A 23,079-nucleotide genomic window follows, 5' to 3' on the forward strand; every position below is an offset into this window, starting at 1 on the left:
ACGATGGCGGCGCAGCGCATTCCGCGCTCAGACAGACCGATCAGGGAGGCGGCGTGTCAGCCATCGAGCAAACTGAAGCGCGCCCACGCGGCACGCGCCTGCCGCGCCGGGCCCGACGCAACCAACTGCTGGGGGCAGCCCAGGAAGTGTTCGTCGCGCAGGGCTACCACGCGGCGGCCATGGACGACATCGCCGACCGGGCTGGCGTCAGCAAGCCCGTGCTGTACCAGCACTTCCCCGGGAAACTGGACCTCTATCTCGCGCTGCTCGACCAGCACTGCGAGTCGCTGCTGCAGGCGGTGAGGGCGGCTCTCGCCTCGACCAGCGACAACAAGCAGCGCGTGGCCGCGACCATGGAGGCCTACTTCGCGTACGTCGAGGACGAGGGCGGCGCCTTCCGGCTCGTCTTCGAGTCCGACCTCACCAACGAGCCCGCCGTGCGGGAGCGCGTGGACAAGGTCAGCCTCGACTGCGCGGAAGCGGTCAGCGAGGTCATCTCCGAGGACACCAAGCTGCCGCGCGAGCAGTCGATGCTGCTGGCGGTGGGGCTGTGCGGGATGGCGCAGATCACCGCCCGCTTCTGGCTGAGCTCGGGGCAGCCCATCCCCCGTGACTCCGCGGCCAAGCTGATCTCTTCCCTGTCGTGGAGGGGCATCGCCGGCTTCCCCATGCAGTGAGACGCCCGCACGCCCGCAGCAGCACGCACAGTGTTCGCTGCGGGCGTGCGGCGTTCCGCCGCGGTGTTCGCTGCGGGCGTGCCCGGGCGGCCCCCAGGTGGCGGGGGTGTCCGGCTAATGTGTGCTCCGTACAGCGCGGCTGACCGCGTAACAACTGACCGTTCGGAGGGACATAGCCGTGGAGGTCAAGATCGGCGTGCAGCACGCGCCCCGCGAGATCGTCTTCGAGAGCAAGCAGTCTCCCGAGGAAGTCGAGAGCGCGGTGTCGAAGGCACTGGCCGAAGGCGGCTCGGACATGCTCAGCCTGACGGACGAGCACGGCCGCAAGATCCTGGTCCCGGCAGGGCGTGTGGCCTACGTCGAGATCGGTGAACAGACCGGCCGCAAGGTGGGCTTCGGCACCATCTGAGCACCTGCGCAAGACACACGTCAGGAACGGCGGCGGCTTCCCGAATCTTTCGGGGGGCCGCCGTTTCGCGTGTCCGCCATACGGGGAGTACGGGAACGACCGAACAGCACGTCGGCCGCAACCGAAGGAGGTCCCATGTTCTGGGAGGCACTCGGCGCGACGGCCCTCGGACTGGTGATCGCCGTCGCGGCCGTCCGGCAGCTCCCGGAGCGACTCGCGCGCGGTCCTCTGGTCCTGGCGACCGGACCGGCCGCCGCTCTCGTGGGCGGACTCATCTGCAGGGTCGTTCTGGGAAGCGGCCACACGCTCACGACTCTCGCCGTCTCGGCCGTGGTGAGTGTGGCGATCCTCTCACTGCTGATCGTGGACGTACGCCCCGCTCACCGTCTGCCGGCGAACGTCGTCAGCCCGCCCCGGGCCTGACGGCGCCGGTTCAGAACCGGGTGTTCCCACCGCACTCGGAGCGGCGCACCGCGGTTCCTCCCCGCAGTCAAGTCCGCGGGGCGCTCGGCGGTCCCCCGTACGGGCGGCACCGCCCGCGCCCGGCTCCCCGTACTCCGCGAGCCTCCGCGAGCGCACGCGCGTCGTCCGCGACCGCCTATGCGGCCAGGCCCAGCGCCGCCATCCGCTTGGTGTGCGCCTCCGTGATACGGGAGAACATTCGCCCGACCTCCGCGAGGTCGAAGCCGTCGGCGAGACCGCCCACCAGCATCGTCGACAGCGCGTCCCGCTCCGCGACCACGCGCTGCGCCTGGGAGAGGGCCTCGCCCATCAGCCGCCGCGCCCACAGCGCGAGCCTCCCGCCGACCCTGGGGTCGGCCTCGATCGCGGCCCGCACCTTCTCGACGGCGAAGCTGGAGTGGCCTGTGTCGTCGAGCACACCCAGCACGAGCGCGCGGGTGTCGGAGTCCAGGCGCACGGCTACCTCGCGGTAGAAGTCCGAAGCGATCGAGTCGCCGACGTACGCCTTGATCAGCCCTTCCAGCCAGTCCGACGGCGCGGTCTGCCGGTGGAACTCGTCGAGCGCCGCCGCGAACGGCTGCATCGCCTCCGTGGGCTCCACGTCGATCACGGAGAGCCGCTCCCGCAGCTGTGCGAAGTGCTGGAACTCGGCCGAGGCCATGGACGCCAGTTCCGCCTTGTCGGCCAGGGTCGGCGCGAGCTTCGCGTCCTCGGCCAGCCTCTCGAAGGCGGCGAGCTCGCCGTAGGCCAGCGCTCCCAGCAGATCGACGACGGCCGCCCGGTAGGTCGCGTCCGCGGACGCCTCTTCCCAGTTCTGGGTGGCGGTGCCGGTGTGCTCGGTGGCGGGGGTCTTCTCAGGCGTCTCCATGCGCAGCACGATAGCCCGCCGGATCCGGCCGGGAAGCCCCGTCCCGCAGGCCTCTCCGGCCCCGGGGAACTCGTACACAACAATCGGCCCGGTACACATGCACGGATCCGGGGTACAGTGATATTGGCTCCCGCCGGTTCGGCGGGATGCACGTACGCAAGACTGCGGATGCCCGGTCGGAGGCCCGATCGGCTCCGACCCGACCGCCCTCCGCGAGGCGCGTGTTCCCCACACGTCCCGTGACAATGGAGGGACCGCTCGCGTGAAGAGCGCTTGAGCGAGAGCCAGTGGTCCCGCACAGTCCGGCGGGCCGGCGAAGGCGCCGCCCCCGGGTCATCGCGGTACGACCCTCCTCGCCGCCTCCTCGCGCGCACACAGAATAGGCCAGCATCCTGACCACCACGACTTTCCGAGATCTCGGAATCCTCTCCGAGACAGCCGAGGCCCTCGAAGCCGTCGGCATCAGCACGCCCTTCCCGATCCAGGAGATGACCCTGCCCGTCGCCCTCGCGGGCGGCGACGTCATCGGCCAGGCGAAGACCGGCACCGGCAAGACGCTGGGCTTCGGCCTCCCGCTCCTGGAGTCCGTCACCGTCCCCGCCGACGTGGAGCGCGGCCGTGCGGAGCCGGAGTCGCTCACCGACTCCCCGCAGGCCCTGATCGTCGTCCCCACGCGTGAGCTGTGCCAGCAGGTGACGAACGACCTGCTGACCGCGGGCAAGGTCCGCAACGTCCGGGTGCTGTCGATCTACGGCGGCCGGGCCTACGAGCCGCAGGTCGAGGCCCTGAAGAAGGGCGTCGACGTCGTCGTCGGCACGCCTGGGCGGCTGCTCGACCTGGCCGGCCAGAAGAAGCTGCGCCTGTCCGACGTGCGCACGCTCGTCCTCGACGAAGCCGACGAGATGCTCGACCTCGGCTTCCTCCCGGACGTCGAGAAGATCATCCAGATGCTGCCTGCCAAGCGGCAGACCATGCTCTTCTCGGCGACGATGCCTGGCCAGGTCATCTCCCTCGCCCGCCGCTACATGAGCCAGCCCACGCACATCCGCGCCTCCGAGCCGGACGACGTGGGCCAGACCGTGGCGAACACCACACAGCACGCCTTCCGCGCCCACTCCATGGACAAGCAGGAGATGGTCGCCCGCATCCTGCAGGCCGAGGGCCGCGCACTCGCGATGATCTTCTGCCGCACGAAGCGGACCGCCGCGGACGTCGCCGACCAGCTCACGCGCCGCGGTTTCGCCGCGGGAGCCGTCCACGGCGACCTGGGCCAGGGCGCCCGGGAGCAGGCGCTGCGCGCCTTCCGCAACGGCAAGGTCGACGTCCTGGTCTGCACGGACGTGGCCGCGCGCGGCATCGACGTCGACAACGTGACGCACGTCATCAACTACCAGACGCCTGAGGACGAGAAGACGTACCTGCACCGCATCGGCCGTACTGGCCGCGCGGGCGCCTCGGGTACCGCCGTCACTCTCGTCGACTGGGACGACATCCCCCGCTGGCAGCTCATCGACAAGGCGCTGGAGCTGGGCCTCGGGGAGCCGGAGGAGACGTACTCCACGTCCCCGCACCTGTACGAGGCGCTGGGGATCCCCTCCGGCACCAAGGGCATACTGCCGCGCAACGAGCGCACGCGTGCCGGTCTCTCGGCCGAGCAGGTCGAGGACCTGGGCGAGACGGGGCGCGGTCCCCGCGGCCGCGGTGGCCGCGGCGCGACGGCGGAGCCGGAGCGTCCCAAGCGCACCCGGCCGCCGCGTCAGCGCCGCCGTACCCGCAACGGGCAGCCCCTCGACGCCACGGGTGAGACCGGCGGCTCGCCGTCCGACTCTCCGGCCTCCGCGACCGAGGACGGCGGTCCGCGCAAGCCGCGGCGCCGTCGCCGTACACGCGGCGGCGCGGCCGGGGCGGGGCAGCCGCAGGACGGAGCGGCGGGCGCGAAGCAGACCGGCACGGCCACCGCGACGGGTTCGCAGCAGGACCACTCGGCCGGCGCCGCGGACGCCAAGCCCGCCCGTCGACGCCGTACGCGCGGTGGCGGCGCCAAGGCGGCCCAGCAGTCCCAGGCGGCTCAGGAGAGCTGACCCGCCGTCGTCGGCAGCGGCCACGGCCGCTGCGGGCGGCACACGCGTCGAGGCCCGGCCCGGGTGGGTCCGGGCCTCGACGCTGTCCGGACGGGGGCGGGCCGGGGTGCATCTCAGCAGCCCGGGGTCGAGGTCCGTACAGGGCGTTCGTCCTGCTGTCGGTACGGCGACGGGGCGGTAGCGTCCTCGCATGAGCAAGCCGCCGTTCCTCGTACTGCCGCCCGTAGCCCGGGCGTACCGACTTGCCACCGCACGCGGTGAGTTCGCCGTACACGACGCGGGCCGGCCGCGCCTGGGCACGGCTCTGCTGCTGCCCGGCTTCACCGGCAGCAAGGAGGACTTCATCGCCCTGCTGGAGCCGCTGGCCGGTGCCGGATTCCGCGCCGTCGCCGTGGACCAGCGCGGACAGTACGAGACGGACGGGCCCCGCACTGAGGCGGCGTACGCGCGTGAGGAACTGGCGCTGGACGCGCTGGCTCTGGCCGAGGCGCTGCAGCAGGACGACAGCGTCGCACTGCACGGCAGCGACAGCGACAGCGACAGCGCAACGGTGAACTCGCCGGACGACGGGCGCAGCGGTGGAACGCGGGGGCCGGTGCACCTCCTGGGCCACTCGCTGGGCGGCCTCATCGCGCGTGAGGCGGTGCTGCGCGACCGGACGCCCTTCGCGTCGCTGACCCTCATGAGCAGCGGTCCCGCAGCGGTCTCCGCCACCCAGCAGCACCGTCTGAAGCTTCTCCTGGGCGCGTTGCCGGTGATGACGGCGGAGGAGATCTGGCAGGCGATGCGTGAGCTCGACCCTGTCGAGGCGGCGGACGAGTCGACGCCGCCCGAGGTGGCCGGTTTCATGCACGAGCGCTGGCTGGCACACGTGCCGGAACAACTGTGCGCAACGGCTCAGCAGTTGATCGCCGAGCCCGACCGCGTCGGCGAACTCGCCGCGGCGGTCTCCGCGTCCGGACCGGACCGGCCCGCGCTCCCCGTCCACGTGCTGTCCGGCTCCGTCGATTACGCGTGGCCCGTGCCGCTGATCGACGACATGGCAGTACGGCTCGGTGCCGTACGCACAGTCGTGCAGGGCGCCGGGCACTCTCCGAACGCGGAACGGCCCGGAGAGACGGCACAGGCGCTGGCGGACTTCTGGAGCGGAGCCCCGGGCTGACCGACGGGAGGTACCCCGCCTCCTGCCGTCCCCTACTGCGTCCTTTTGACGTCCCCGCCCCGCCGTGCCTCAGGCCCGGCCCGTGATGAACTGCTCGACGCCGTTGGCTATCTGCTGCACGGCGATCGCGGACAGGAGCATGCCGGACAGCCGCGTGACCAGTACCACGCCGCCCTCCTTGATCACGCGGATGATGAGCAGCGAGTAGCGCATCACCAGCCACAGCACCACGTGGATGGCGAGGATCGCGACCCAGACGGAGAACTGGCCGCCGAGGCCGTCCGCGTCCTGCACGGCCAGGATGACGGAGACGATCGCACCGGGCCCGGCGAGCAGCGGCATGCCCAGTGGCACGAGCGCCGCGTTGACCTCCTTCGTCTGCGACGGCTCGTCGGCCTTCCCGGTCAGGAGGTCGAGCGCGACGAGCAGGAGCAGCAGCCCGCCGGCGACCATCAGAGCCGGCACCGAGACGTGCAGATAGTCGAGGATCTGCTGCCCGCACAGCCCGAAGACGGTGATGACGCCGAAGGCGACAGCGGTGGCCTGGAGCGCCATGCGGCGCTGCACCTTGACGGGTCTGCCGGAGGTGAGGGCGAGGAAGATCGGCGTGATACCCGGCGGATCCATGATCACGAACAGGGTGATGAAGACCGATCCGAAGAGCGCGAAGTCGAACACTGGGTTGCCTTGCTGCGAGGCCGGGCCGTGGAAGCGCCCGGGTGTGGACGGGGGAGGGAACGGGCTGGGCGGAACGGGCGGGGCCGCACGCCGACGAGCGGCCGCCCGGGAGCACCCGGCCACAGTGCACTGCTCACGGGCCGTCCGGACAGGCCGCTGCACGGGCGCGCACGCCCGGTGGACGTCTGCGGGTCAGCCCGTGACGGGCGCGGAGCCGGAGCCGCGTGCGGCGATCTCGGCCCAGACGTCGGGATGCGTCGTGTGCTCGCCGAGGCGGCAGGTCTTCCGGCTGCCGTGGTAGTCGCTGGAGCCCGTGGCGAGGATCCCGAGGTCGTCGGCGAGGCCGTGCAGGCGGGCCCTGGTGGCCGGTTCGTGGTCCATGTGGTCGGCCTCGACGCCGTCCAGGCCCGCCGCGGCCAGGTCGGCGATCGCACTCTCCGGGACGCACTGACCGCGTTTGGCGGCCAGCGGATGAGCGAAGACGGCGACGCCGCCCGCGCCCTTGATCAACCGCAGTGCGTCGAAAGGGTCGAGTTCGTGCTTGTCGACGTACGCCCTGCCGTCGTTGGCCAGCCACTCCTGGGTGAAGGCGTCCGAGACGCTGTCGATCACTCCCGCCTCGACCATGGCGGTCGCGATGTGCGGGCGGCCGACCGCACCGTCCCCCGCGATCCGGGCGACGTCCTCCCATGTCACGGGGACGCCCAGCTCTCGCAGCTTGCGGACCATGCCCTGGGCGCGGGGGACGCGGTCGTCCCTCACGAGCTCGCGCTCGCGGGCGAGTTCGGGCTCCGCCGGGTCGAACAGGTAGGCCAGCATGTGGAGGCTGACGCCGTCGAGTCGGCAGGAGAGCTCCGCGCCCCGGACGAACGTCAGCCCGGAGGGCAGCGCCGCCAGTGCGGCCTCGTGGCCCGAGACGGTGTCGTGGTCCGACAGCGCGACGACGTCGAGTCCGGCCCGCCCGGCGTTCCGCACCAGCTCAGCGGGGGTGTCGGTGCCGTCCGAGGCAGTGGAGTGGGTGTGCAGGTCGATGCGCACGGGCAGGGGCTCCAGCTACGGCGGGGACGGTCAGCGGGGGGTCCCACCATAGCCGCCGCCCGGGGCACCTCCCGCGGGCGGACGGGGAGCGTGCCCGCGGACCCGGGCTCTGGCGGCATCGCCCTCCCGCCACAGGATCCGGAGAGGACGCGCACGTGGCTCAGGAGAGGATGCGCGACGAGAGCGTCCCGCAGGGCAGCAGATCCACTTCGGCCCCCGCGTCCCGCAGGTCGGTGAGGACGAGCTCGTCGTACATCAGCAGACCGGACTGTTCCGGCCACACGATCGCCCACAGCCAGAGCCCGCGCGCCTCACCGGCGAAGACCGCCCTGTCGCTGGCCGAGCCGGGCACGTGCCACAGCGGAGTCGGCCGTCCGGCGGCGAGCACCTTCACGGGCGGCGGCTTGTCCACGCACATGCCCGGTCCGGGGTCCACGCCGTCCACGCCCGCGTAGCGGGCACCGAGGCCGACGCCCAACTCCTCGGCCACCAGGATGAGTTCACCCGTCCCGCCGAGAGGGCCGGGCCCCGAGCAGGCAACTGCCGTGGCTCTCGCTCCGCTTCTGTCGTCCCCCGCGCACGCGACGCCCGAGAACAGCCAGCCCACCGGCAGCGGCCAGGGCATCCACACGGGCACCTTGGTCCGTCCGACGGCCACGGCGAGCGCTTCGACGCTGGGGGGAACGACAGGCTGGAGCGGGTGCACCGTGCCGTGCAGATCGCACTGCCAGGCGTCGGCGAAGAGTCCGGGCGCCCGCACCCGGCCACCGCATTTCGGGCAACTGGGTTCGCCCCTCATGAAGCACAACGGTCCTCCCCGGCCGCGTCCGCGTCAAGGATCACCCGTCCTTACTTGGCCGAACCCTGTCGGTCCTCCCCACCCGTCCCACCTGCCCCACTTGCCACAGGGGGACGACGGAGCCACCTCAGTCCGTCAGCGCCACAGCGGCACGGAGCGGGTCGCGGAGGTCGGTTCCGTGGCTGAGCCAGCGCTCCTCGAGGGCGGCGGCGCCGTGGACGCGCTTCCAGGCGGCCTCGTTCGGCGTCATGGGCAGCAGCGGGAGGAAGCGCACCGGCTCCAGCGGAGGGTCGAGCGCCAAGTCGCCGACCAGACCGCCCGGTTCGGCGACCAGAACGGACGTGAAGGGCGCGTCCGGCCACAGCGGTTCGCCGACGTCCAGCGAGGAGCCGGGGGCCACGACGACGCCCTCGACCTGCGGCGACGCGGCCAGCACGGCCAGCGGCCGCAGCACCTCGTCCGTCCTGGCGGCGCCCGCCCGTACGGAGAGGAGCAGTTCGGCACGCGGCCCGCGCTCGGGGTCGGCCAGAGCGGCGGCGGGGTCGGTCATGGGAGCGGCCGACATCCCGAGGGTGGCGTAGCGTACCAGGTCGCCGTCCACGAAGCGCAGTACGTCGATCCTCTCCGTGCCGAGGAACGTCACCGACGCCCTCGCGTCGGGCTCACCGAGCGCCGAGCGCAGCCGCGCCTCCACCAGATCCGATACGTCAGCCATGCCGCGAGGATAATCACGTAAGGAGGTGGCAAAGAGACGCGAGGCAGCGCCGGAAGCGTCAGAAGCAGTGCTTTCGCGGTGTTACCTTGGCTGCTGGTCAGGCATGCGAATCGTCCCCCAAGAGGGACCGGCCGGAGGAGGTGGGACTGACATGGATCCGAGTCGACCGTGCAGTACCAACTGCTCTTCCGTCCCACCGCGTCCCCACTCCTGAGCGCCCTACTCCCCCGCCGTTCCAGCGGCGAAACCACATGGGGCGCATTGTTTCCCCGGGATGTGTCCACGGGGTTCCGCGGCACGGGAGAGCTCAGAGCACAGCTCGACCCCGCAAGACTGCGAACCAGCGAACGCCGTCGCGACCGGCCTGAGCGGTACCCGCTTTGCAGACCTCCGGCTCCCTGCACACCGCACGATCCGTAGGTTTACATTCCGGGCAGCGCTGCACCGGCCGACGGCTCGGCATCCCCGAGGAGCCCAGCATGTCGATGATCCGAGACCTGCGCGCCGCCGTCCGCCCGTCCCTCCGCAAGGGCGGCCGCTCGGCCTACCAGTACGAGAACACCCGCACCGACGACTCGGGCACCGCCGTCGTGGACTGCGCCGTGTACCGGGAGGGCCGGCGCGTCAAGGCGCAGACGACTCCCGCCGAGGCGCTGCGGCAGGTGCGCTCCAGCGAGGGGCGCGAGTTCGTGTGGATCGGTCTGCACGAGCCGACGGAGAGAGAGTTCTCCGGCATCGCCACGGAGTACGGCCTGCACCCCCTCGCCGTCGAGGACGCGGTGCACGCGCACCAGCGCCCGAAGCTCGAGCGGTACGACGACAGCGTCTTCACCGTCTTCAAGACGATCCACTACGTCGAGCACGCCGAACTCACCGCCACCAGCGAGGTGGTGGAGACCGGCGAGGTGATGTGCTTCACCGGGCGGGACTACATCATCACCGTGCGGCACGGCGGCCAGGGTTCGCTGCGCGCGCTGCGGCACCGCATGGAGGACGACGCGGAGCTGCTCGCCAAGGGGCCTTCCGTGGTCCTGCACGCGATCGCCGACCAGACCGTCGACGGATACCTCGCCGTCGCCGACGCCGTCCAGGACGACATCGACGAGGTCGAGATCGAGGTCTTCTCCAACACCGCGGGCAACGGCCGCCGCGGCGGCGACGCCGGGCGCATCTACCAGCTCAAGCGGGAGGTGCTGGAGTTCAAGCGCGCGGTCTCCCCGCTGCTGCGTCCGATGCAGCTGGTCAGCGAGCGGCCGATGCGCGTGATCGACCCGGAGATCCAGAAGTACTTCCGCGATGTCGCCGACCACCTGACGCGCGTGAACGAGCAGGTGCTCGGCTTCGACGACCTGCTCAACTCGATCCTGCAGGCCAACCTCGCGCAGGCGACGGTCGCGCAGAACGAGGACATGCGCAAGATCACGTCGTGGGCGGCGATCTTCGCCGTCCCCACGATGATCGCGGGCATCTACGGGATGAACTTCGACTACATGCCCGAGCTGCACTGGAAGTACGGCTATCCCACGGTGATGGCCGTGACGGCGTCGATCTGTGTCGCCATCTACCGCGGCTTCAAGCGCAACGGCTGGCTCTGACCGCCGGCCCGGCCTGTGCGGGCCGGCGAGCTCGACGGCCGCAGGTCACCCGCAAGACGGAGGCGGGTGGCGTGAGTTGACGCCCGACGTTGACGCCGGGCGGCAAGGCACCCTCCTGGCGGAAGCCCCGGCCCCTCCCCTGCCCGGTAGCCTGCCCGTATGACGCTGCTCGATCAGGCCCTCGTCGAGGAGGCCACCAAGAAGTCCGGCCTCGTCTGGGTACGCGGCCCGGAAGGCCCCGCACGGTCCCTGTGGCACGTGTGGCACGACGGTGCCCTGTGCCTCGTGGGGGACGGACCGCTGGAACAGCCCCTGGAGGGGCTGGGGTTGACGGACGGGGGCGCCGCGACGGTCAGCGTGCGCAGCAAGGACAAGGGCGGACGGCTCGTGGTCTGGCCGGCCCGCGTGGTGGAGCTCGAACCGCACTCGGAACGCTGGGAGACGGCCGTCGGCGAGCTGAGGGGGAAGCGGCTCAACGCGCCCGACTTCCAGACCGTCGCGGAGCGTTGGGCCCGCGAGTGCCGGGTTCTGCGCCTCGAACCGTCAGGACCTCCCGTACAGCAGCCGGGGTCGATGCCCGACGACGCGCAGGCGGCCGTCCCGCTGCCCACCCGTGCCACGACGCGGCGCCGCATCCCTGCGGCGCTGCCCAAACTGCTCTTCCGCAGGCGGCGCCAGGCGGAGTGAGCCCGGGGCCGCTCGTCTTCCCGAAGCGCGCCCGACGCCGCGCGGGCCGAGGGCCCGTCGAGCTCGTGCTGCTCGTCCTGCCGACGGTGCAGGCCGGGAGAGCCGGAGCGGAAGCCGGGAGAGCCGGAGCGGTCAGCTCTGGCTCTCGGTTATCTTCCGGCCGTAGTCGACGATCTGCTCCTTCGGCGGCGCCTGGAGCTTGAAGTCCTTGTTCCAGTCGTCGAGTTCGAGCGAACCGGCGCCTCCGCCGCGTTCCACGCGCATCGGGTAGGGACTGCCGATCAGCGAGACGTCGACGGTCCCGCCGCCGCCCTCCCCCGCCGTGACGCGGATGGTCCGTACGCCGTCGACCTCGCCGCGCTCCCCCGTCTCCCGCTTGCCCCGCATCGTCAGCAGGCCGTCCAGCAGCACGCGCATGTCGGCGAAACCGCTGAGCTGCTTGTAAGCCGGGTCGCCGGAGGGGACTTTGACGTACTTGCCGTCGAGTTTGCCGGCGGCCTGGACGTCCGACCTCGACGGTTCCTTGCCGCCCTTGCCCTGGCGCGCCCAGAAGTCGGCGTCCGCCTTGAGGAAGAGAGCCTTGCCGGTCTTCAGCAGCCAGAACGTGGAACCGGCCCTCGAGACCTTGCCCGTGGCGCCGTCGCGCTTGAGGCGCATGTTCAGACGGTAGCTCTGCCCCTTGCTGACGACGTTGCCGGCGAGCTTGACGGAGTCCGCGCTCTCCGCGGCCGCTCTGGCCTTCTTCTCGATGCGCGTCGCCGACAGCTTCCCGATCCCGTTCGTCCCCTCGTCGGGGTCGCCGCTGCCGCATGCGGTCAGCGTCGCCGCAAGTCCCGCGCAGAAGGCCCCCCTCAGGGCCGCGGCTCCTCGCGTGCGGGCGCATCCAAACACGTCGGCAACCTCCTGGAGATCGGGCCGGGAACCGCACCTTACCGGGGCCCGCGAGTGCTTCCGGACGGGAGCCGTCCGGACCATCCTGCGAGGCCCCGCAGGGGGCCGCCAGGCTAGGCTGAAGCCGACAAACGGTGCGTAGGCGCCGGAGCCCGGACGGATGAGGAGGCCGGAAGATGGCCGCAGGAGCCACCCGGGTCTTCGTCTCCCACCTCGCCGGCATCGCCGTCTTCGACCCCAACGGCGACCAGGTCGGACGCGTGCGCGACGTCGTCGTCATGCTCAGGGACCAGCCCGCCGCGGGCGGGGAGCGCGCGGCGCGCGCCCGGCCCCCGCGGGTGCTCGGTCTCGTGGTCGAAGTCGTCAGCAGGCGGCGCGTCTTCCTGCCCATGACGCGCGTGACGGGCGTCGAGTCCGGCCAGGTGATCACCACGGGAGTGGTGAACATGCGGCGCTTCGAGCAGCGCCCCGCCGAAACGTTGGTGCTCGGGGAGCTCCTGGACAGGCGCGTCACGCTCACCGAGACGGGGGAGCAGGTCACCGTCCTGGACGTGGGGATGCAGCAGCTCCCCGCACGGCGCGACTGGCAGATCGACAAGGTCTTCGTACGCCGCGGCAAGGGCGGCGCGCTCAGGCGCCGCGGCGAGACCCTGACCGTCGAGTGGACGGCGGTGACGGGCTTCGCGCTGGAGGAGAAGGAGCAGGGCGCCGCCACGCTGCTCTCCACGTTCGAACACATGCGGCCCGCCGACATCGCCAACACGCTGCACCACCTCTCCGCGAAGCGCCGCACCGAGGTCGCGGGAGCGCTCGAAGACGACAGGCTGGCAGACGTGCTCGAGGAGCTGCCCGAGGACGACCAGGTCGAGCTGATCGGCGAGCTTCCCGACGGCCGGGCCGCCGACGTGCTGGAGGCGATGGACCCGGACGACGCCGCCGACCTGCTCTCCGCCCTCGCCGAGCAGGAGCAGGAGCGGCTGCTGCAGCTGATGAGGCCGCAGGGGGCCGACCCCGTCCGGCGGTTGCTTTCCTACGAGGAGGGAACTGCGGGCAGCATCATGACGACCGAGCCCATCGTGCTGCAGCCCGACGACACCGTGGCGCTGGCGCTCGCCCGCGTGCGCAACCCCGACCTGTCGGCGCCGCTGGCGGCGCAGGTCTTCGTCTGCCGGCCGCCCGACGAGACGCCGACGGGCAAGTACCTCGGCGTCGTCCACTTCCAGCGGCTGCTGCGGGACCCGCCCTTCACCCTCGTCGGCTCGATGGTCGACACGGACCTGCGTCCGCTGCCGCCCGAGACCACGCTGCCGTCGGTGAGCAGCTACCTGGCGACGTACAACATCGTGGCGGCCCCCGTCGTCGACGAGGGCGGGCACCTGCTCGGCGCGGTCACGGTCGACGACGTGCTCGACCACCTGCTGCCGGACGACTGGCGAGAGGACGCCGCGCTGGAGCCGCAGCCCCCCGTGCGGGACCGCCCGGAGGAGGTGAGCCCGGATGACGCCTGACCGCGGCCGGGAACGGGAGCGCGGGAGAGACCGGGACAGGGACCGGGAGCGGGAGCGGGAGAGAGAACGGGAGCGGGAGAGGGAGCGGAACGCCACACGCGGGCGCCTCGACGTGCCCCGCGCCCCCCGGCGCAGGCTGCTGCCCGAGTACGACCCCGACGCGTTCGGGCGGCTCTCGGAGGAGATCGCACGCTTCCTGGGCACCGGCCGCTTCATCGTCTGGATGACGTTCGTCGTGGTCGTCTGGATCGCCTGGAACGTGCTGCTGCCCCAGCCGCTGCGCTTCGACGAGTACCCGTTCATCTTCCTGACGCTCGCCCTGTCCCTGCAGGCCTCGTACGCCGCTCCGCTGATCCTGCTCGCGCAGAACCGCCAGGACGACCGGGACCGCGTCAACCTCGAACAGGACCGGAAGCAGAACGAACGGAGCATCGCCGACACCGAGTTCCTCACCCGGGAGATCGCGGCGCTGCGCATGGGCCTGGGCGAGGTCGCCACCCGGGACTGGATCAGGTCCGAACTGCAGGAGATGGTCAAGGATCTGGAGCAGTCCGCGCAGCAGCACCCGCAGCCTTCACGGGAAGCGTCCCGTGGGGAGACCCGGGCGGGGCCGCACGAGGGCGCGTGACGCGAAGACGCCACCGCGGCTTCGGGCGCTCCTCCGGACGGCCGTACCATTTCCACATGGCTACCGACACTCCCGCAGAGTCCGCCCAGGAGGGGGGTCCCGCAGCGACGGCTCCCACCGAGGACGCCGTTCGCGCCGCGCTCGCCACGGTCAACGATCCGGAGATCCACCGGCCGATCACGGACCTCGGCATGGTCAAGTCCGTCGGCATCGCACCGGACGGCGCCGTCGACGTGGGGATCTATCTGACGGTCTCGGGCTGCCCGATGCGGGACACCATCACCGCGAACGTCACCGAGGCCGTCCAGGGCGTGGCGGGCGTCACACGCGTGAGCGTCGAACTGGACGTCATGAGCGACGAGCAGCGGCGCGAGCTCGCCTCCTCCCTCAAGGGAGGGAAGGCCGAGCGGGAAGTCCCCTTCGCGCAGCCCGGCTCACTCACCCGGGTCTACTGCGTGGCCTCGGGCAAGGGCGGCGTCGGCAAGTCGTCGGTGACGGTGAACCTCGCGGCCGCCCTCGCGGCCGAAGGCCAGAAGGTCGGCGTCGTGGACGCGGACATCTACGGCCACTCGGTGCCCAGGATGCTGGGAACGGACGCGAGGCCCACGCAGGTCGAGGACATGATCATGCCGCCGTCGGCGCACGGCGTGAAGGTCATCTCGATCGGCATGTTCACGCCCGGCAACGCGCCGGTCGTCTGGCGCGGGCCGATGCTCCACCGGGCGCTCCAGCAGTTCCTCGCGGACGTCTACTGGGGCGACCTGGACGTCCTCCTCCTCGACCTGCCCCCGGGGACGGGCGACATCGCGATCTCCGTGGCCCAGCTGGTGCCCAACGCGGAGATCCTCGTCGTGACCACGCCGCAGCAGGCCGCCGCCGAGGTCGCGGAGCGCGCGGGCTCCATCGCCGTGCAGACGCACCAGAAGATCGTCGGCGTCATCGAGAACATGTCCGGCATGCCCTGCCCGCACTGCGACGAGATGGTCGACGTCTTCGGTACGGGCGGCGGCCGGCAGGTGGCCGAGGGCCTGACCCGCACCACCGGCGCCGAAGTACCGGTGCTGGGCGGCATCCCGATCGACCTCCGGCTCCGCGAGGGCGGCGACGAGGGCAAGCCCGTGGTGCTGAGCGACCCGGACTCCCCCGCGGGTGCCGCGCTCCGCGACGTGGCCGGGAAGCTGGCGGCCCGGCAGCGCGGGCTGTCCGGCATGAGCCTCGGGCTCACGCCCAGCAACAAGTTCTGACGTCTCAAGGGGCCGTGGCCCGGCACACGCAAGAGGGGCGCTCTCCGGAGAGGGCGCCCCTTACCCGTGGGCTCCGCGGACCCGGCGACCGGCCGGGCCGCACTCACTGCTCGTAGACGGTGATGTCCTTGACCACTGCGAATCCCAGACCGTAGGCGCTCATGCCCCGGCCGTACGCCCCGATGTGCACGCCCTCCTGCGCCGCGCCGGCGAGTACCCACCCGTACTCGGCCTCGCGGTAGTGGAAGTCGGTCGGCACGCCGTCCACGGGCAGGGTCAGCGTGGTCCAGCCGGCTCCGCTCAGATCGTCGGCCAGCTCCCACGCGACGCTCGTCTGCTGGTCGAGCCAGTCCTGACGCAGCCCGCGCTCCATCTCCTGCGGCCATGTACACGACAACAGACCGGAGCCCGCGAGCCACGCCGCCGTCGACACGGAGGTCGCCTCCAGGACGCCGGTGCCGTCAGCGCTGCGCCGCACCGGACGGCTGGCGACCGTGACCGCGACCGCGAAGCGCTGCTGGTCCGGATTCGCCTCGACCTTGAGCGAGGGAACCTCGCCGTGACCTGTCGAGCCGTGCTCGACCGTGCCGTCCGCCGCTGTCCCCACCTGCATCAGCCAACGCGGTCCGGTGAATGCCTCGTCGAGGCCGTACCACGGGAAGGAGGCCGTCAAGAACCCGTCCACAGCCCGCTCGGCACCGGGTTCCTCCGGTGCGGCGGGCCCGGGTTCACCGGCCACCCGACTCGTCGTCTCCATTGCGCGACGCCTCCTCCTTGCCCTGTGCCACGGGCAGCCTGCCCCCCTCGGACGGCGACCCCGGACACTGGGAGGATAGCCACCCGGGTCGGCCGTTTCGGGCATGACCAAACATCGCACCGTCATCGGGGACGTGAGATGCGCCTCTCAGGTGACCTCGATGAGGCAGATGATTCGCGAGCTTGCGGGAGTGGCCCAGGGGCCTCAGGTGGCGTCGGCGTCGAAGGGCGGCGGATCGCTGTCAGGCCTCTGGGCAGGGCGGTCCTTGCTCAGCGGGTCGGTCGTCGCCACGCCGCTGCCCGCGGACTTCGTCAGGTTCGCGCGGCTGCCGCCGCCGCTCTTGCCGGAGCCGCTCTCGCTCCCGTTGACGGCGTCTGTGACTTCCGCCATGTCCTTCCGGAAGTCGAAGCCGTTGCGGATCTCCTTCAGGCCGAGGTCGTCCTCGTCGAGGAGATGCTTGCGCGCGAACGTCTTGGGGTTCAGGTCCTCGAAGTCGAAGTCCTTGAACTCCGGACCGAGCTCGGAGCGGATGTCCTCCTTGGCGCTGTCCGAGAACTGCCGCACCTTCCTGATGAAGCCGGCCACGTCCTGGATCACCTTGGGGAGCTTGTCCGGACCGAAGATGAGGACCGCGAGGATGACGAGCGCGACCAGCTCTAGGGGTCCTATGTCGAAGAACACCTTGCAGCTCCCTCATCCTGATGCGTTCGCGGGCGAATACGGCCCGGTGTCACGGTACCCGGACTGCCTGCCCCGGCGGGAGCCCGCCCGGGCATCTGCTGCACCATCCGGCGCACGCAGACCGCACTGTCACGCGCGAGGCGGTGGCCCGGCAGGCTCCCCGCGCTCTCCGGAGGGGCTCGGTGCTCTCCGGAGGGACGCGGTCCGGCGCCTGCCGGTCACTCGTCGTCGACCGCCGAGCCGAGCTCGAGAGTCACCGTGCGCGTCTTCCCGTCCCGGCGGACGGTCAGCCGGAGCACGTCGCCCGGACGGTGGCCCCGGGCCTTCACGATCAGCTCCTCCGCGCTGTGGACACCCGTTCCGTCCACCGCGGTGACGACGTCACCCGGCTCCAGCCCCGCCTTCTCGCCGGGGCCGCCGGGCACGACCGGCTTGCCGTCCCGGCTGCTTCCGGACGTGGCGACCCGGGCGCCGTCCCCGCCATACCCCATGTCGAGCCTCACGCCGAGGACCGGGCGGACCGCGCGGCCGTCGTTGATCAGCTCCTCGGCCACGCGCCTGCCCTGGTCGACGGGGATGGCGAAGCCGAGTCCGACGCTGCCGCCCCCGCCTCCGGCGGGAAGCCCCGGCCCGCTCCCGGCGGACCGGATGGCGCTGTTGATACCGACCACACGCCCCCGGCTGTCGAGGAGCGGCCCACCGGAGTTCCCGGGGTTCATGGCCGCGTCCGTCTGCAGGGCGTCGACGTAGCCGGTGGCCCCGCCGTCCGGGCCGCCGGCCGCCGTGACGGGCCGGTGGGTGGCGCTGACGATGCCGTACGTGACGGTGCCGGCGAGGCCGAACGGCGCCCCGACGGCGACGACCGGGTCGCCGACCGCGACCGATTCGGAGTCCCCCAGCGGCAGCGGCTCGAGATCCCGGAGGCCGCTGACCCTGACCACGGCCAGGTCGTATCCGCGCGCCGTCCCGACCACCTCGCCCTTTGCGGAACGGCCGTCGTGGAAGGCGACCTCCAGCGGCCCGCCCCGGGCCGCCGACTCGACGACGTGGCTGTTGGTGAGGATGTGGCCCCGGTCGTCGAGGACGAAGCCGGAACCGACCCGGGTGCCTGTGCCCTCACCGTCGCCGTCACCGTCGTGGAGGGTGACGACGCCCGGCAGCGCGGCCTTCGCGATACCGGCGACGCTGCCGGGCGTGGTGTCCACGCCCGTGCCGGAACCCGCCTGCGGGAGTTCGACGTCACCCACGAGGCCTTCCCGTTCGAGGTACGCGCCGAGGAGTCCGCCGGCGATCCCTACGGCCAGGGACAGCGCGACGGTCGCTGCGACGAGCCGGGCCCCGTGGCGTCCGCCGCCCTCGGCGGGGCCGTCCTGTGCGGCCGGAGCGGAGGACTGGGCGGAGGCGGACGGCGGGACGGGCGCGGGGGCGGGAGGCGTCGTCCACGGGTCGTAGCGCGGCTGCCGGGGCCCGGAGGGCCGCGGCTCCCGCGGCAGCGGCGCGGGCCGGGCGGCCGCCGCCCCGGGAGCGGGCGCCCCGGCGGCGGGCTCGGGAGCCGCCGCAGCGACGGGCGTGCCGGCGGCGGGCGTTGTGACGGGAGAAGGCAGCGGGACGCCGTGCGCAGGCGTCGCAGCGGGCCGCTGGACCAGCGGGGCGGGCGCCCAGGGGCCAGGGCCGCCGTAGGGAGGCGTGCTGTACGGGTCCGTGCCGTGAAGCGGCTCCGAGCGCTCAGGCGGGAGCCTGCCGTTCGCGCCGCTCGCGCCGGACGCGCCGGACGCGCCGGACGCGGCACCAGCGGTACGCGCGCTGACCGGGGGCGGTGCCGCACCGTCGAACGCGGGGCGTGCGAGCCGTCCGTCCGACGATCTGTCAGGCCCTCCCGTGCCCCGCGGCGCCGACATACCGGACGCGTCCGGGAGCGGCAGTCGCCAGGCCGGACTCTCACGGGGGCGGTCCGGCGCCTTCGGACACGACTCCGCGGACTTCTCGTCCATGCTCACCCCGTTGCTGTTCGTGCAGGGCAAATCGCCCTGTATGCAACGGAATTCAACCAGGCCCAGGGGCGGTTGGGCAGGGACGCGGCGCCGGAACCCTTCGGCTCAGCCCTGCGGAGGCGCCGCGGTGACGAACGGGGAAGGCGCCGGAACAGGTGCTTGCCCGTCCTGCGCGCCGATCGTGAAGGCGTCGACGGTCGTCCCCTCGTACTCTTCCGCGCCGCCGGAGCCGGCGAACGAGGGCAACTCGGAACGTGTGAACGGCGATTCCAGAAGCGCTTCACGGAGCAGCGGCAGCACCGCGTCCGGCCGCTCACGCGAGGAACGCGACGCGCTCGGCGCCGCCCACGGCGCTCCGCGGTGGAACGCGGCGGCCTCCTGCTCAGCGCTCGCGGACGCTCCGGCTGAAGAACCCGCCGCCGCGCTCACGCTGAGGGCACCGCCGCCGTACTCGTTCCGCGAGCCGCCGGTGTCCCTGCGCCGCCTGTCCCGTTCGGCGCTGGCGCCCGCCGTCGAAGTCGTACGGACGGAGCTCGCCGAGGCTCCCCCGGCGTCGCCCTTCGCCGCCGCCGGTGAACTGCCGGCAGGCCCCGATCCCAGCCCGCCGCCGAGCGCGAGGGCCGCGAGCGAGACCGCTCCCGCGGCGGCGAAGGCGAAGCGCCGCCCGCGCGAGGCCAGCCGGTCCGTCTCGTGCAAGCCGAGGCCGCGGCCCGGCGAGAGCGCGCTCTCCGCTCTGCCGCCCCGCAGGTAGTCGAACGTCCAGGACGAGTTGCCGGAGCCGCCCGGCAACGAGGACGACGCCGGACGGGGACGTCCGCCCAGCAGGCCGCCGCCCGCACCACGGTGCGGGCCGCCGGAGTCGTCAGCGTCGGACGGGCCGCCGGGATCGACCGCGGGAAGCCCCTGCAGACGCGCCAGAAGGCCGTCCGAGGGAGGCGGCGGCGCGGTGTCCGCGAAGACGTTCTTCACGCGGCGCTGCGCGTCGGCCTCCGCCTTGCAGCCCCGGCACGTCGCCAGGTGGGCCAGCACCCGCTCCCGGGCGTCATGTCCCAGCTCTCCGTCGATCAATGCCGCCAGCCTGTCGCCGAGATGCTGCTCGGCCGGCGTGAGACCCCTTTCGGGATGCGGCAGTTGACGGTCCATGCCTGTGCCACTCACGCGGCACCGACCTCCCCACTTCCGCCGCCGGGGACGGCCGCGCTCAAGGCGCGCTGCTGCTCGGCACGCGCCTCGGGAGAGCGGTGCTGCAGCGCCTTGCGCAGTTGCGAACGCCCCCGGTGGATCCGGCTGCGCACCGTCCCGAGCTTGACGCCCAGAGTGGCAGCGATCTCCTCGTACGACAGGCCTTCGATGTCGCAGAGCACCACCGCGGCACGGAACTCAGGCGCCAGGGTGTCCAGGGCCTGCTGGACGTCGGCGTCGAAGTGGGTGTCGTTGAAGTGCTGCTGCGGGGTGGGCTCACGGCTCGGGAGCCGCTCCGCCGCGTCGTCGGCGAGCGCGTCGAACCGGATGCGCTGCTTGCGGCGGACCGTGTCAAGGAACAGGTTCGTGGTGATCCGGTGCAGCCAGCCCTCGAAGGTGCCCGGGGTGTACGTCGACAGGGACCGGAAGACGCGGACGAAGACCTCCTGCGTGAGGTCCTCGGCGTCGTGCTGGTTTCCGGTCAGACGGTAGGCGAGGCGGTAGACCCGCGCGCTGTGCGTGCTGACGATCTCCTCCCAGGTGGGAGGGGTCCATGCCTGGCTCTCCGCATCGGTGTCGAAAGTCGCCGTGGTCGCGGAATCGGCGGCGTGGACCTTGTCAGCGTTGTCGCTCACGGATTTCGGCTCGCCCCCGGACCTGCGGAAACGCCTCAGCATTCCACGGTCCCGGACCGTAGCCGCACCTCCCCTGTCGGCTCTGGTGGTGTCCAGTGGACCCCCAACCATAGCCACCCCGCCCGTTAGCTCCGGATAAGCACTTTTGACCGGCTCGCGGCCGGCCCGCTCCGCCTGCTGCACAGAATCCGTCACGACACCCCCTGAGACCTTCCACCTGATTCAACGCCCGGTCCCATCAGCGGGTTCCCGGGGCAACGGATACAGTCACGGTTGCGTGGAGGACGGGGACAGGAGAGGGCCATTACCGGCAACCGGCAGTCGAGCTGGGCGTTCGCCGACGCCTACGACGCCGAGCTCGTCGACGACGCCGAGATCGCAGCGCTGCGCTGGGCCCGCGAACGGGCCCGGCAGGCAGGCGTGCGCGCGGTGTCCGCCGGCACCGGAGCCACCCTGCGCCTGCTCGCCGCGACCACGGGCGCCAAGGCCGTCGCCGAGATCGGCACCGGCACCGGCGTCTCCGGCATCCACCTCCTGGCCGGCATGCGTCCCGACGGCGTGCTGACGACCGTCGACGTCGAGCCCGAGCAGCAGCAGTTCGCGCGCCAGGCGTTCCGTGCGGCGGGCTTCGCCGGCAACCGCGCCCGCTTCATCCCCGGCTCCGCGCTCGACGTGCTGCCCCGCCTGGCCGACGGCGGCTACGACATGGTCTTCTGCGACGGCGACCGCAACGAGTGCCTCGCCTACTTCGACGAGGCGCTGCGCCTGCTGCGCGACGGCGGGCTCGTCTGCTTCGAGGGGGTGTTCGCGAACGGCCGCACAGTCGATTCGGCGCCCCAGCCCTCGGAGGTGCTGAAGCTGCGTGAACTGCTGCGGACCGTGCGGGAGAGCACGCAGCTCGTGCCCTCGCTGCTGCCCGTCGGCGACGGACTGCTGTGCGCCGTCAAAAGGGGCCGGTGAACACGCGGCCGCGAGCCGCTCCGCCGAGCCGGGTACACGACTGCCCCGGAGCACCTGGGGTGCTCCGGGGCAGTGGAAGACTCTCGGAGGCGGGACGTCGCTCCGCGCTCCGGCCGCTCGGGGCGGCCGCCGGGCGTCAGCCGCAGACTTTCTTGAGCTCCTCACCGAGCGCAGTCGCCTCGTCCGGGGTCAGCTCGACGACGAGTCGCCCACCGCCTTCGAGCGGAACGCGCATGACGATGCCCCGCCCCTCCTTGGTCACCTCGAGCGGGCCGTCACCCGTCCGCGGCTTCATGGCCGCCATGCTCGTTCCCCTTCCTGAAACCAGCTGATGCAGCCGACAACTCGCGTGTCACCGGCATCGAACACATTGCTCCTGGGTCATTATCCCGCATGGCAGGACCCGATGACCAACAAGAGGTCGCATCTCTTCTCACTCGCTCTCGCACAAAACCACTCAATCCGTCGGCGAGACTGCGATACTGCTCCGCCTCACGGGTCCCGGGCCCCCGCGGATCGCCTCACTGTTTGACACAGTTCACACGCCGCACACGGGCGAGCGCCCGGGGACGCCCTGTCGGCGCACGTTGATCTGGGCCATGCTGTCCCCATGTCGGACACAGTGCTCTATGACGTGACCGAGGGTCTCGCGACGATCACCCTCAACCGCCCGGACGCGATGAACGCCCTCAACGACGAGCTGAAGGCGGCGCTCCGCGACACCCTCCGCGCGGCCGCGGCGGACGAAGCCGTGCGGGCCGTGCTGCTCACGGGCAACGGACGCGCGTTCTGCGTCGGCCAGGACCTCAAGGAGCACGTCGGCGCCCTCCAGAGCGGCGGCGGCAGCGCGCTGCGCACCGTCGAGGAGCACTACAACCCGATCACGCTCGCCATCGCCGGCATGCCGAAACCCGTCGTCGCGGGGGTCAACGGGGTGGCCGCCGGCGCGGGCGCGGGCTTCGCCTTCGCGGCCGACTACCGCCTCATGGCGGAGTCCGCCGCTTTCAACACCTCGTTCGCCGGGATCGCGCTCACCGCGGACTCCGGCATCTCCTGGACGCTTCCGCGGCTCATCGGCCCGGGGCGGGCCGCCGACCTGCTGCTCTTCCCGCGCAGCGTGCGGTCGGGCGAGGCACTGGAGCTGGGCATGGCGCAACGCGTCGTGCCGGACGGCGAGCTGGCGGAGCAAGCCGCCGCTGTGGCACGGGAGTTGGCGCAGGGTCCCACGGCCGCGTACGCGGCGATCAAGGAGTCGCTGGCCTTCGGCGCCGGCCACTCGCTCGCCGAGACGCTGGAGAAGGAAGCGGAACTGCAGGTGCGCGCGGGCGCGTCGCAGGACCACAAGGCCGCGGTCGAGGCGTTCGTGAAGAAGGAGAAGCCCCGCTTCACGGGCCGCTGACCCGCTGCCCGCGGCGCCTCCGCCGCTCCCGC

General features: G+C 72.0%; 24 protein-coding genes. 12 read left to right on the plus strand and 12 right to left on the minus strand.

Annotation, left to right across the window (positions count from 1 at the left end; genetic code table 11):
• Window positions 1–53: 53 nt before the first annotated feature.
• The 3 genes from IEY56_RS14150 to IEY56_RS14160 all read left to right on the plus strand — a co-directional run bounded on the left by IEY56_RS14150 (window position 54) and on the right by IEY56_RS14160 (window position 1,509).
• Window positions 54–677 carry a TetR/AcrR family transcriptional regulator gene (locus IEY56_RS14150; protein WP_189037514.1) on the plus strand — a complete coding sequence of 208 codons (624 nt, stop codon included), beginning with the start codon at window positions 54–56 and terminating at the stop codon, window positions 675–677.
• A gap of 178 nt (window positions 678–855) precedes the next feature.
• Window positions 856–1,086, plus strand: coding sequence for a DUF3107 domain-containing protein (locus tag IEY56_RS14155; RefSeq protein WP_189037515.1), 231 nt, complete (start codon window positions 856–858; stop codon window positions 1,084–1,086).
• Between the two features lie 135 nt (window positions 1,087–1,221).
• Window positions 1,222–1,509, plus strand: a complete 288-nt coding sequence (locus IEY56_RS14160; protein ID WP_189037516.1) for a hypothetical protein — start codon at window positions 1,222–1,224, stop codon at window positions 1,507–1,509.
• Between the two features lie 175 nt (window positions 1,510–1,684).
• On the opposite strand, the gene IEY56_RS14165 is transcribed toward IEY56_RS14160, so the two are convergent.
• Window positions 1,685–2,416 (minus strand): ferritin-like fold-containing protein, encoded by a 732-nt coding sequence (locus tag IEY56_RS14165; protein WP_189037517.1) that lies wholly within the window; start codon window positions 2,414–2,416, stop codon window positions 1,685–1,687.
• Between the two features lie 488 nt (window positions 2,417–2,904).
• Between IEY56_RS14165 and IEY56_RS14170 the strand changes: the two genes are divergently transcribed.
• Both IEY56_RS14170 and IEY56_RS14175 read left to right on the plus strand, forming a co-directional pair.
• Entirely contained in the window at window positions 2,905–4,497 is a 1,593-nt protein-coding gene (locus tag IEY56_RS14170; protein WP_373292086.1) for a DEAD/DEAH box helicase, read from the plus strand.
• Between the two features lie 190 nt (window positions 4,498–4,687).
• Window positions 4,688–5,659, plus strand: coding sequence for an alpha/beta fold hydrolase (locus tag IEY56_RS14175; RefSeq protein WP_189037518.1), 972 nt, complete (start codon window positions 4,688–4,690; stop codon window positions 5,657–5,659).
• A 69-nt stretch (window positions 5,660–5,728) separates the two neighbouring features.
• Here IEY56_RS14175 and IEY56_RS14180 read toward each other — a convergent pair whose 3' ends face one another.
• The 4 genes from IEY56_RS14180 to IEY56_RS14195 form a co-directional block, all read right to left on the minus strand.
• Window positions 5,729–6,337, minus strand: a complete 609-nt coding sequence (locus IEY56_RS14180; RefSeq protein WP_045862773.1) for a MarC family protein — start codon at window positions 6,335–6,337, stop codon at window positions 5,729–5,731.
• Window positions 6,338–6,529: 192 nt separating this feature from the next.
• The gene (locus IEY56_RS14185; protein WP_189037519.1) at window positions 6,530–7,375 is read right to left on the minus strand and encodes a PHP domain-containing protein; all 846 of its coding nucleotides are present in this window, start codon (window positions 7,373–7,375) and stop codon (window positions 6,530–6,532) included.
• 160 nt (window positions 7,376–7,535) lie between these two features.
• Window positions 7,536–8,174 (minus strand): DUF6758 family protein, encoded by a 639-nt coding sequence (locus tag IEY56_RS14190; RefSeq protein ID WP_189037520.1) that lies wholly within the window; start codon window positions 8,172–8,174, stop codon window positions 7,536–7,538.
• 127 nt (window positions 8,175–8,301) lie between these two features.
• The gene (locus tag IEY56_RS14195) at window positions 8,302–8,889 is read right to left on the minus strand and encodes a suppressor of fused domain protein (RefSeq protein ID WP_189037521.1); all 588 of its coding nucleotides are present in this window, start codon (window positions 8,887–8,889) and stop codon (window positions 8,302–8,304) included.
• A gap of 479 nt (window positions 8,890–9,368) precedes the next feature.
• Between IEY56_RS14195 and IEY56_RS14200 the strand changes: the two genes are divergently transcribed.
• On the plus strand, window positions 9,369–10,484 hold the full coding sequence (locus tag IEY56_RS14200; protein WP_189037522.1) for a magnesium and cobalt transport protein CorA: 1,116 nt from the start codon (window positions 9,369–9,371) through the stop codon (window positions 10,482–10,484).
• A gap of 159 nt (window positions 10,485–10,643) precedes the next feature.
• The gene (locus tag IEY56_RS14205) at window positions 10,644–11,171 is read left to right on the plus strand and encodes a hypothetical protein (RefSeq protein ID WP_189037523.1); all 528 of its coding nucleotides are present in this window, start codon (window positions 10,644–10,646) and stop codon (window positions 11,169–11,171) included.
• Between the two features lie 132 nt (window positions 11,172–11,303).
• Here the strand turns inward: IEY56_RS14205 and IEY56_RS14210 are convergent, their stop codons facing one another.
• A complete protein-coding gene (locus IEY56_RS14210) occupies window positions 11,304–12,062 on the minus strand; it encodes a hypothetical protein (protein WP_229711877.1) in 759 nt (252 codons plus the stop codon).
• A 176-nt stretch (window positions 12,063–12,238) separates the two neighbouring features.
• Between IEY56_RS14210 and IEY56_RS14215 the strand changes: the two genes are divergently transcribed.
• From IEY56_RS14215 to IEY56_RS14225, 3 genes are read left to right on the plus strand one after another with little or no spacing between them, the layout of a single operon-like run.
• Window positions 12,239–13,570: a magnesium transporter MgtE N-terminal domain-containing protein gene (locus IEY56_RS14215; RefSeq protein WP_189037524.1), complete on the plus strand. Its 1,332-nt coding sequence runs from the start codon at window positions 12,239–12,241 to the stop codon at window positions 13,568–13,570.
• On the plus strand, window positions 13,560–14,198 hold the full coding sequence (locus IEY56_RS14220) for a DUF1003 domain-containing protein (RefSeq protein ID WP_189037525.1): 639 nt from the start codon (window positions 13,560–13,562) through the stop codon (window positions 14,196–14,198). The genes IEY56_RS14215 and IEY56_RS14220 overlap by 11 nt, the downstream gene beginning before the upstream one ends.
• Window positions 14,199–14,254: 56 nt before the next feature.
• A complete protein-coding gene (locus IEY56_RS14225) occupies window positions 14,255–15,442 on the plus strand; it encodes an Mrp/NBP35 family ATP-binding protein (RefSeq protein WP_189037526.1) in 1,188 nt (395 codons plus the stop codon).
• 103 nt (window positions 15,443–15,545) lie between these two features.
• Here the strand turns inward: IEY56_RS14225 and IEY56_RS14230 are convergent, their stop codons facing one another.
• The 5 genes from IEY56_RS14230 to sigE all read right to left on the minus strand — a co-directional run bounded on the left by IEY56_RS14230 (window position 15,546) and on the right by sigE (window position 20,799).
• The gene (locus IEY56_RS14230; protein WP_189037527.1) at window positions 15,546–16,199 is read right to left on the minus strand and encodes a hypothetical protein; all 654 of its coding nucleotides are present in this window, start codon (window positions 16,197–16,199) and stop codon (window positions 15,546–15,548) included.
• A 204-nt stretch (window positions 16,200–16,403) separates the two neighbouring features.
• On the minus strand, window positions 16,404–16,880 hold the full coding sequence (locus tag IEY56_RS14235; RefSeq protein WP_189037528.1) for a sec-independent translocase: 477 nt from the start codon (window positions 16,878–16,880) through the stop codon (window positions 16,404–16,406).
• Between the two features lie 218 nt (window positions 16,881–17,098).
• Window positions 17,099–18,871: a S1C family serine protease gene (locus IEY56_RS14240; protein ID WP_229711878.1), complete on the minus strand. Its 1,773-nt coding sequence runs from the start codon at window positions 18,869–18,871 to the stop codon at window positions 17,099–17,101.
• A 105-nt stretch (window positions 18,872–18,976) separates the two neighbouring features.
• A complete protein-coding gene (locus IEY56_RS14245) occupies window positions 18,977–20,029 on the minus strand; it encodes an anti-sigma factor family protein (RefSeq protein WP_444544890.1) in 1,053 nt (350 codons plus the stop codon).
• Complete coding sequence (gene sigE / locus IEY56_RS14250) at window positions 20,026–20,799, minus strand: RNA polymerase sigma factor SigE (protein WP_175439707.1); 774 nt, start codon at window positions 20,797–20,799, stop codon at window positions 20,026–20,028. Before sigE ends, IEY56_RS14245 begins: the two co-directional genes overlap by 4 nt.
• Window positions 20,800–20,961: 162 nt before the next feature.
• On the opposite strand from sigE, the gene IEY56_RS14255 reads away from it, so the two are divergent.
• On the plus strand, window positions 20,962–21,648 hold the full coding sequence (locus IEY56_RS14255; protein ID WP_189037529.1) for an O-methyltransferase: 687 nt from the start codon (window positions 20,962–20,964) through the stop codon (window positions 21,646–21,648).
• Between the two features lie 136 nt (window positions 21,649–21,784).
• Here IEY56_RS14255 and IEY56_RS14260 read toward each other — a convergent pair whose 3' ends face one another.
• A complete protein-coding gene (locus IEY56_RS14260) occupies window positions 21,785–21,952 on the minus strand; it encodes a DUF3117 domain-containing protein (RefSeq protein ID WP_016469583.1) in 168 nt (55 codons plus the stop codon).
• A gap of 306 nt (window positions 21,953–22,258) precedes the next feature.
• Here IEY56_RS14260 and IEY56_RS14265 point away from each other — a divergent pair, with 306 nt between their 5' ends.
• A complete protein-coding gene (locus IEY56_RS14265; protein ID WP_189037530.1) occupies window positions 22,259–23,047 on the plus strand; it encodes an enoyl-CoA hydratase-related protein in 789 nt (262 codons plus the stop codon).
• Window positions 23,048–23,079: the final 32 nt, after the last annotated feature.

This window comes from Streptomyces daqingensis (genome assembly GCF_014645895.1).
Taxonomy (GTDB): domain Bacteria; phylum Actinomycetota; class Actinomycetes; order Streptomycetales; family Streptomycetaceae; genus Streptomyces; species Streptomyces daqingensis.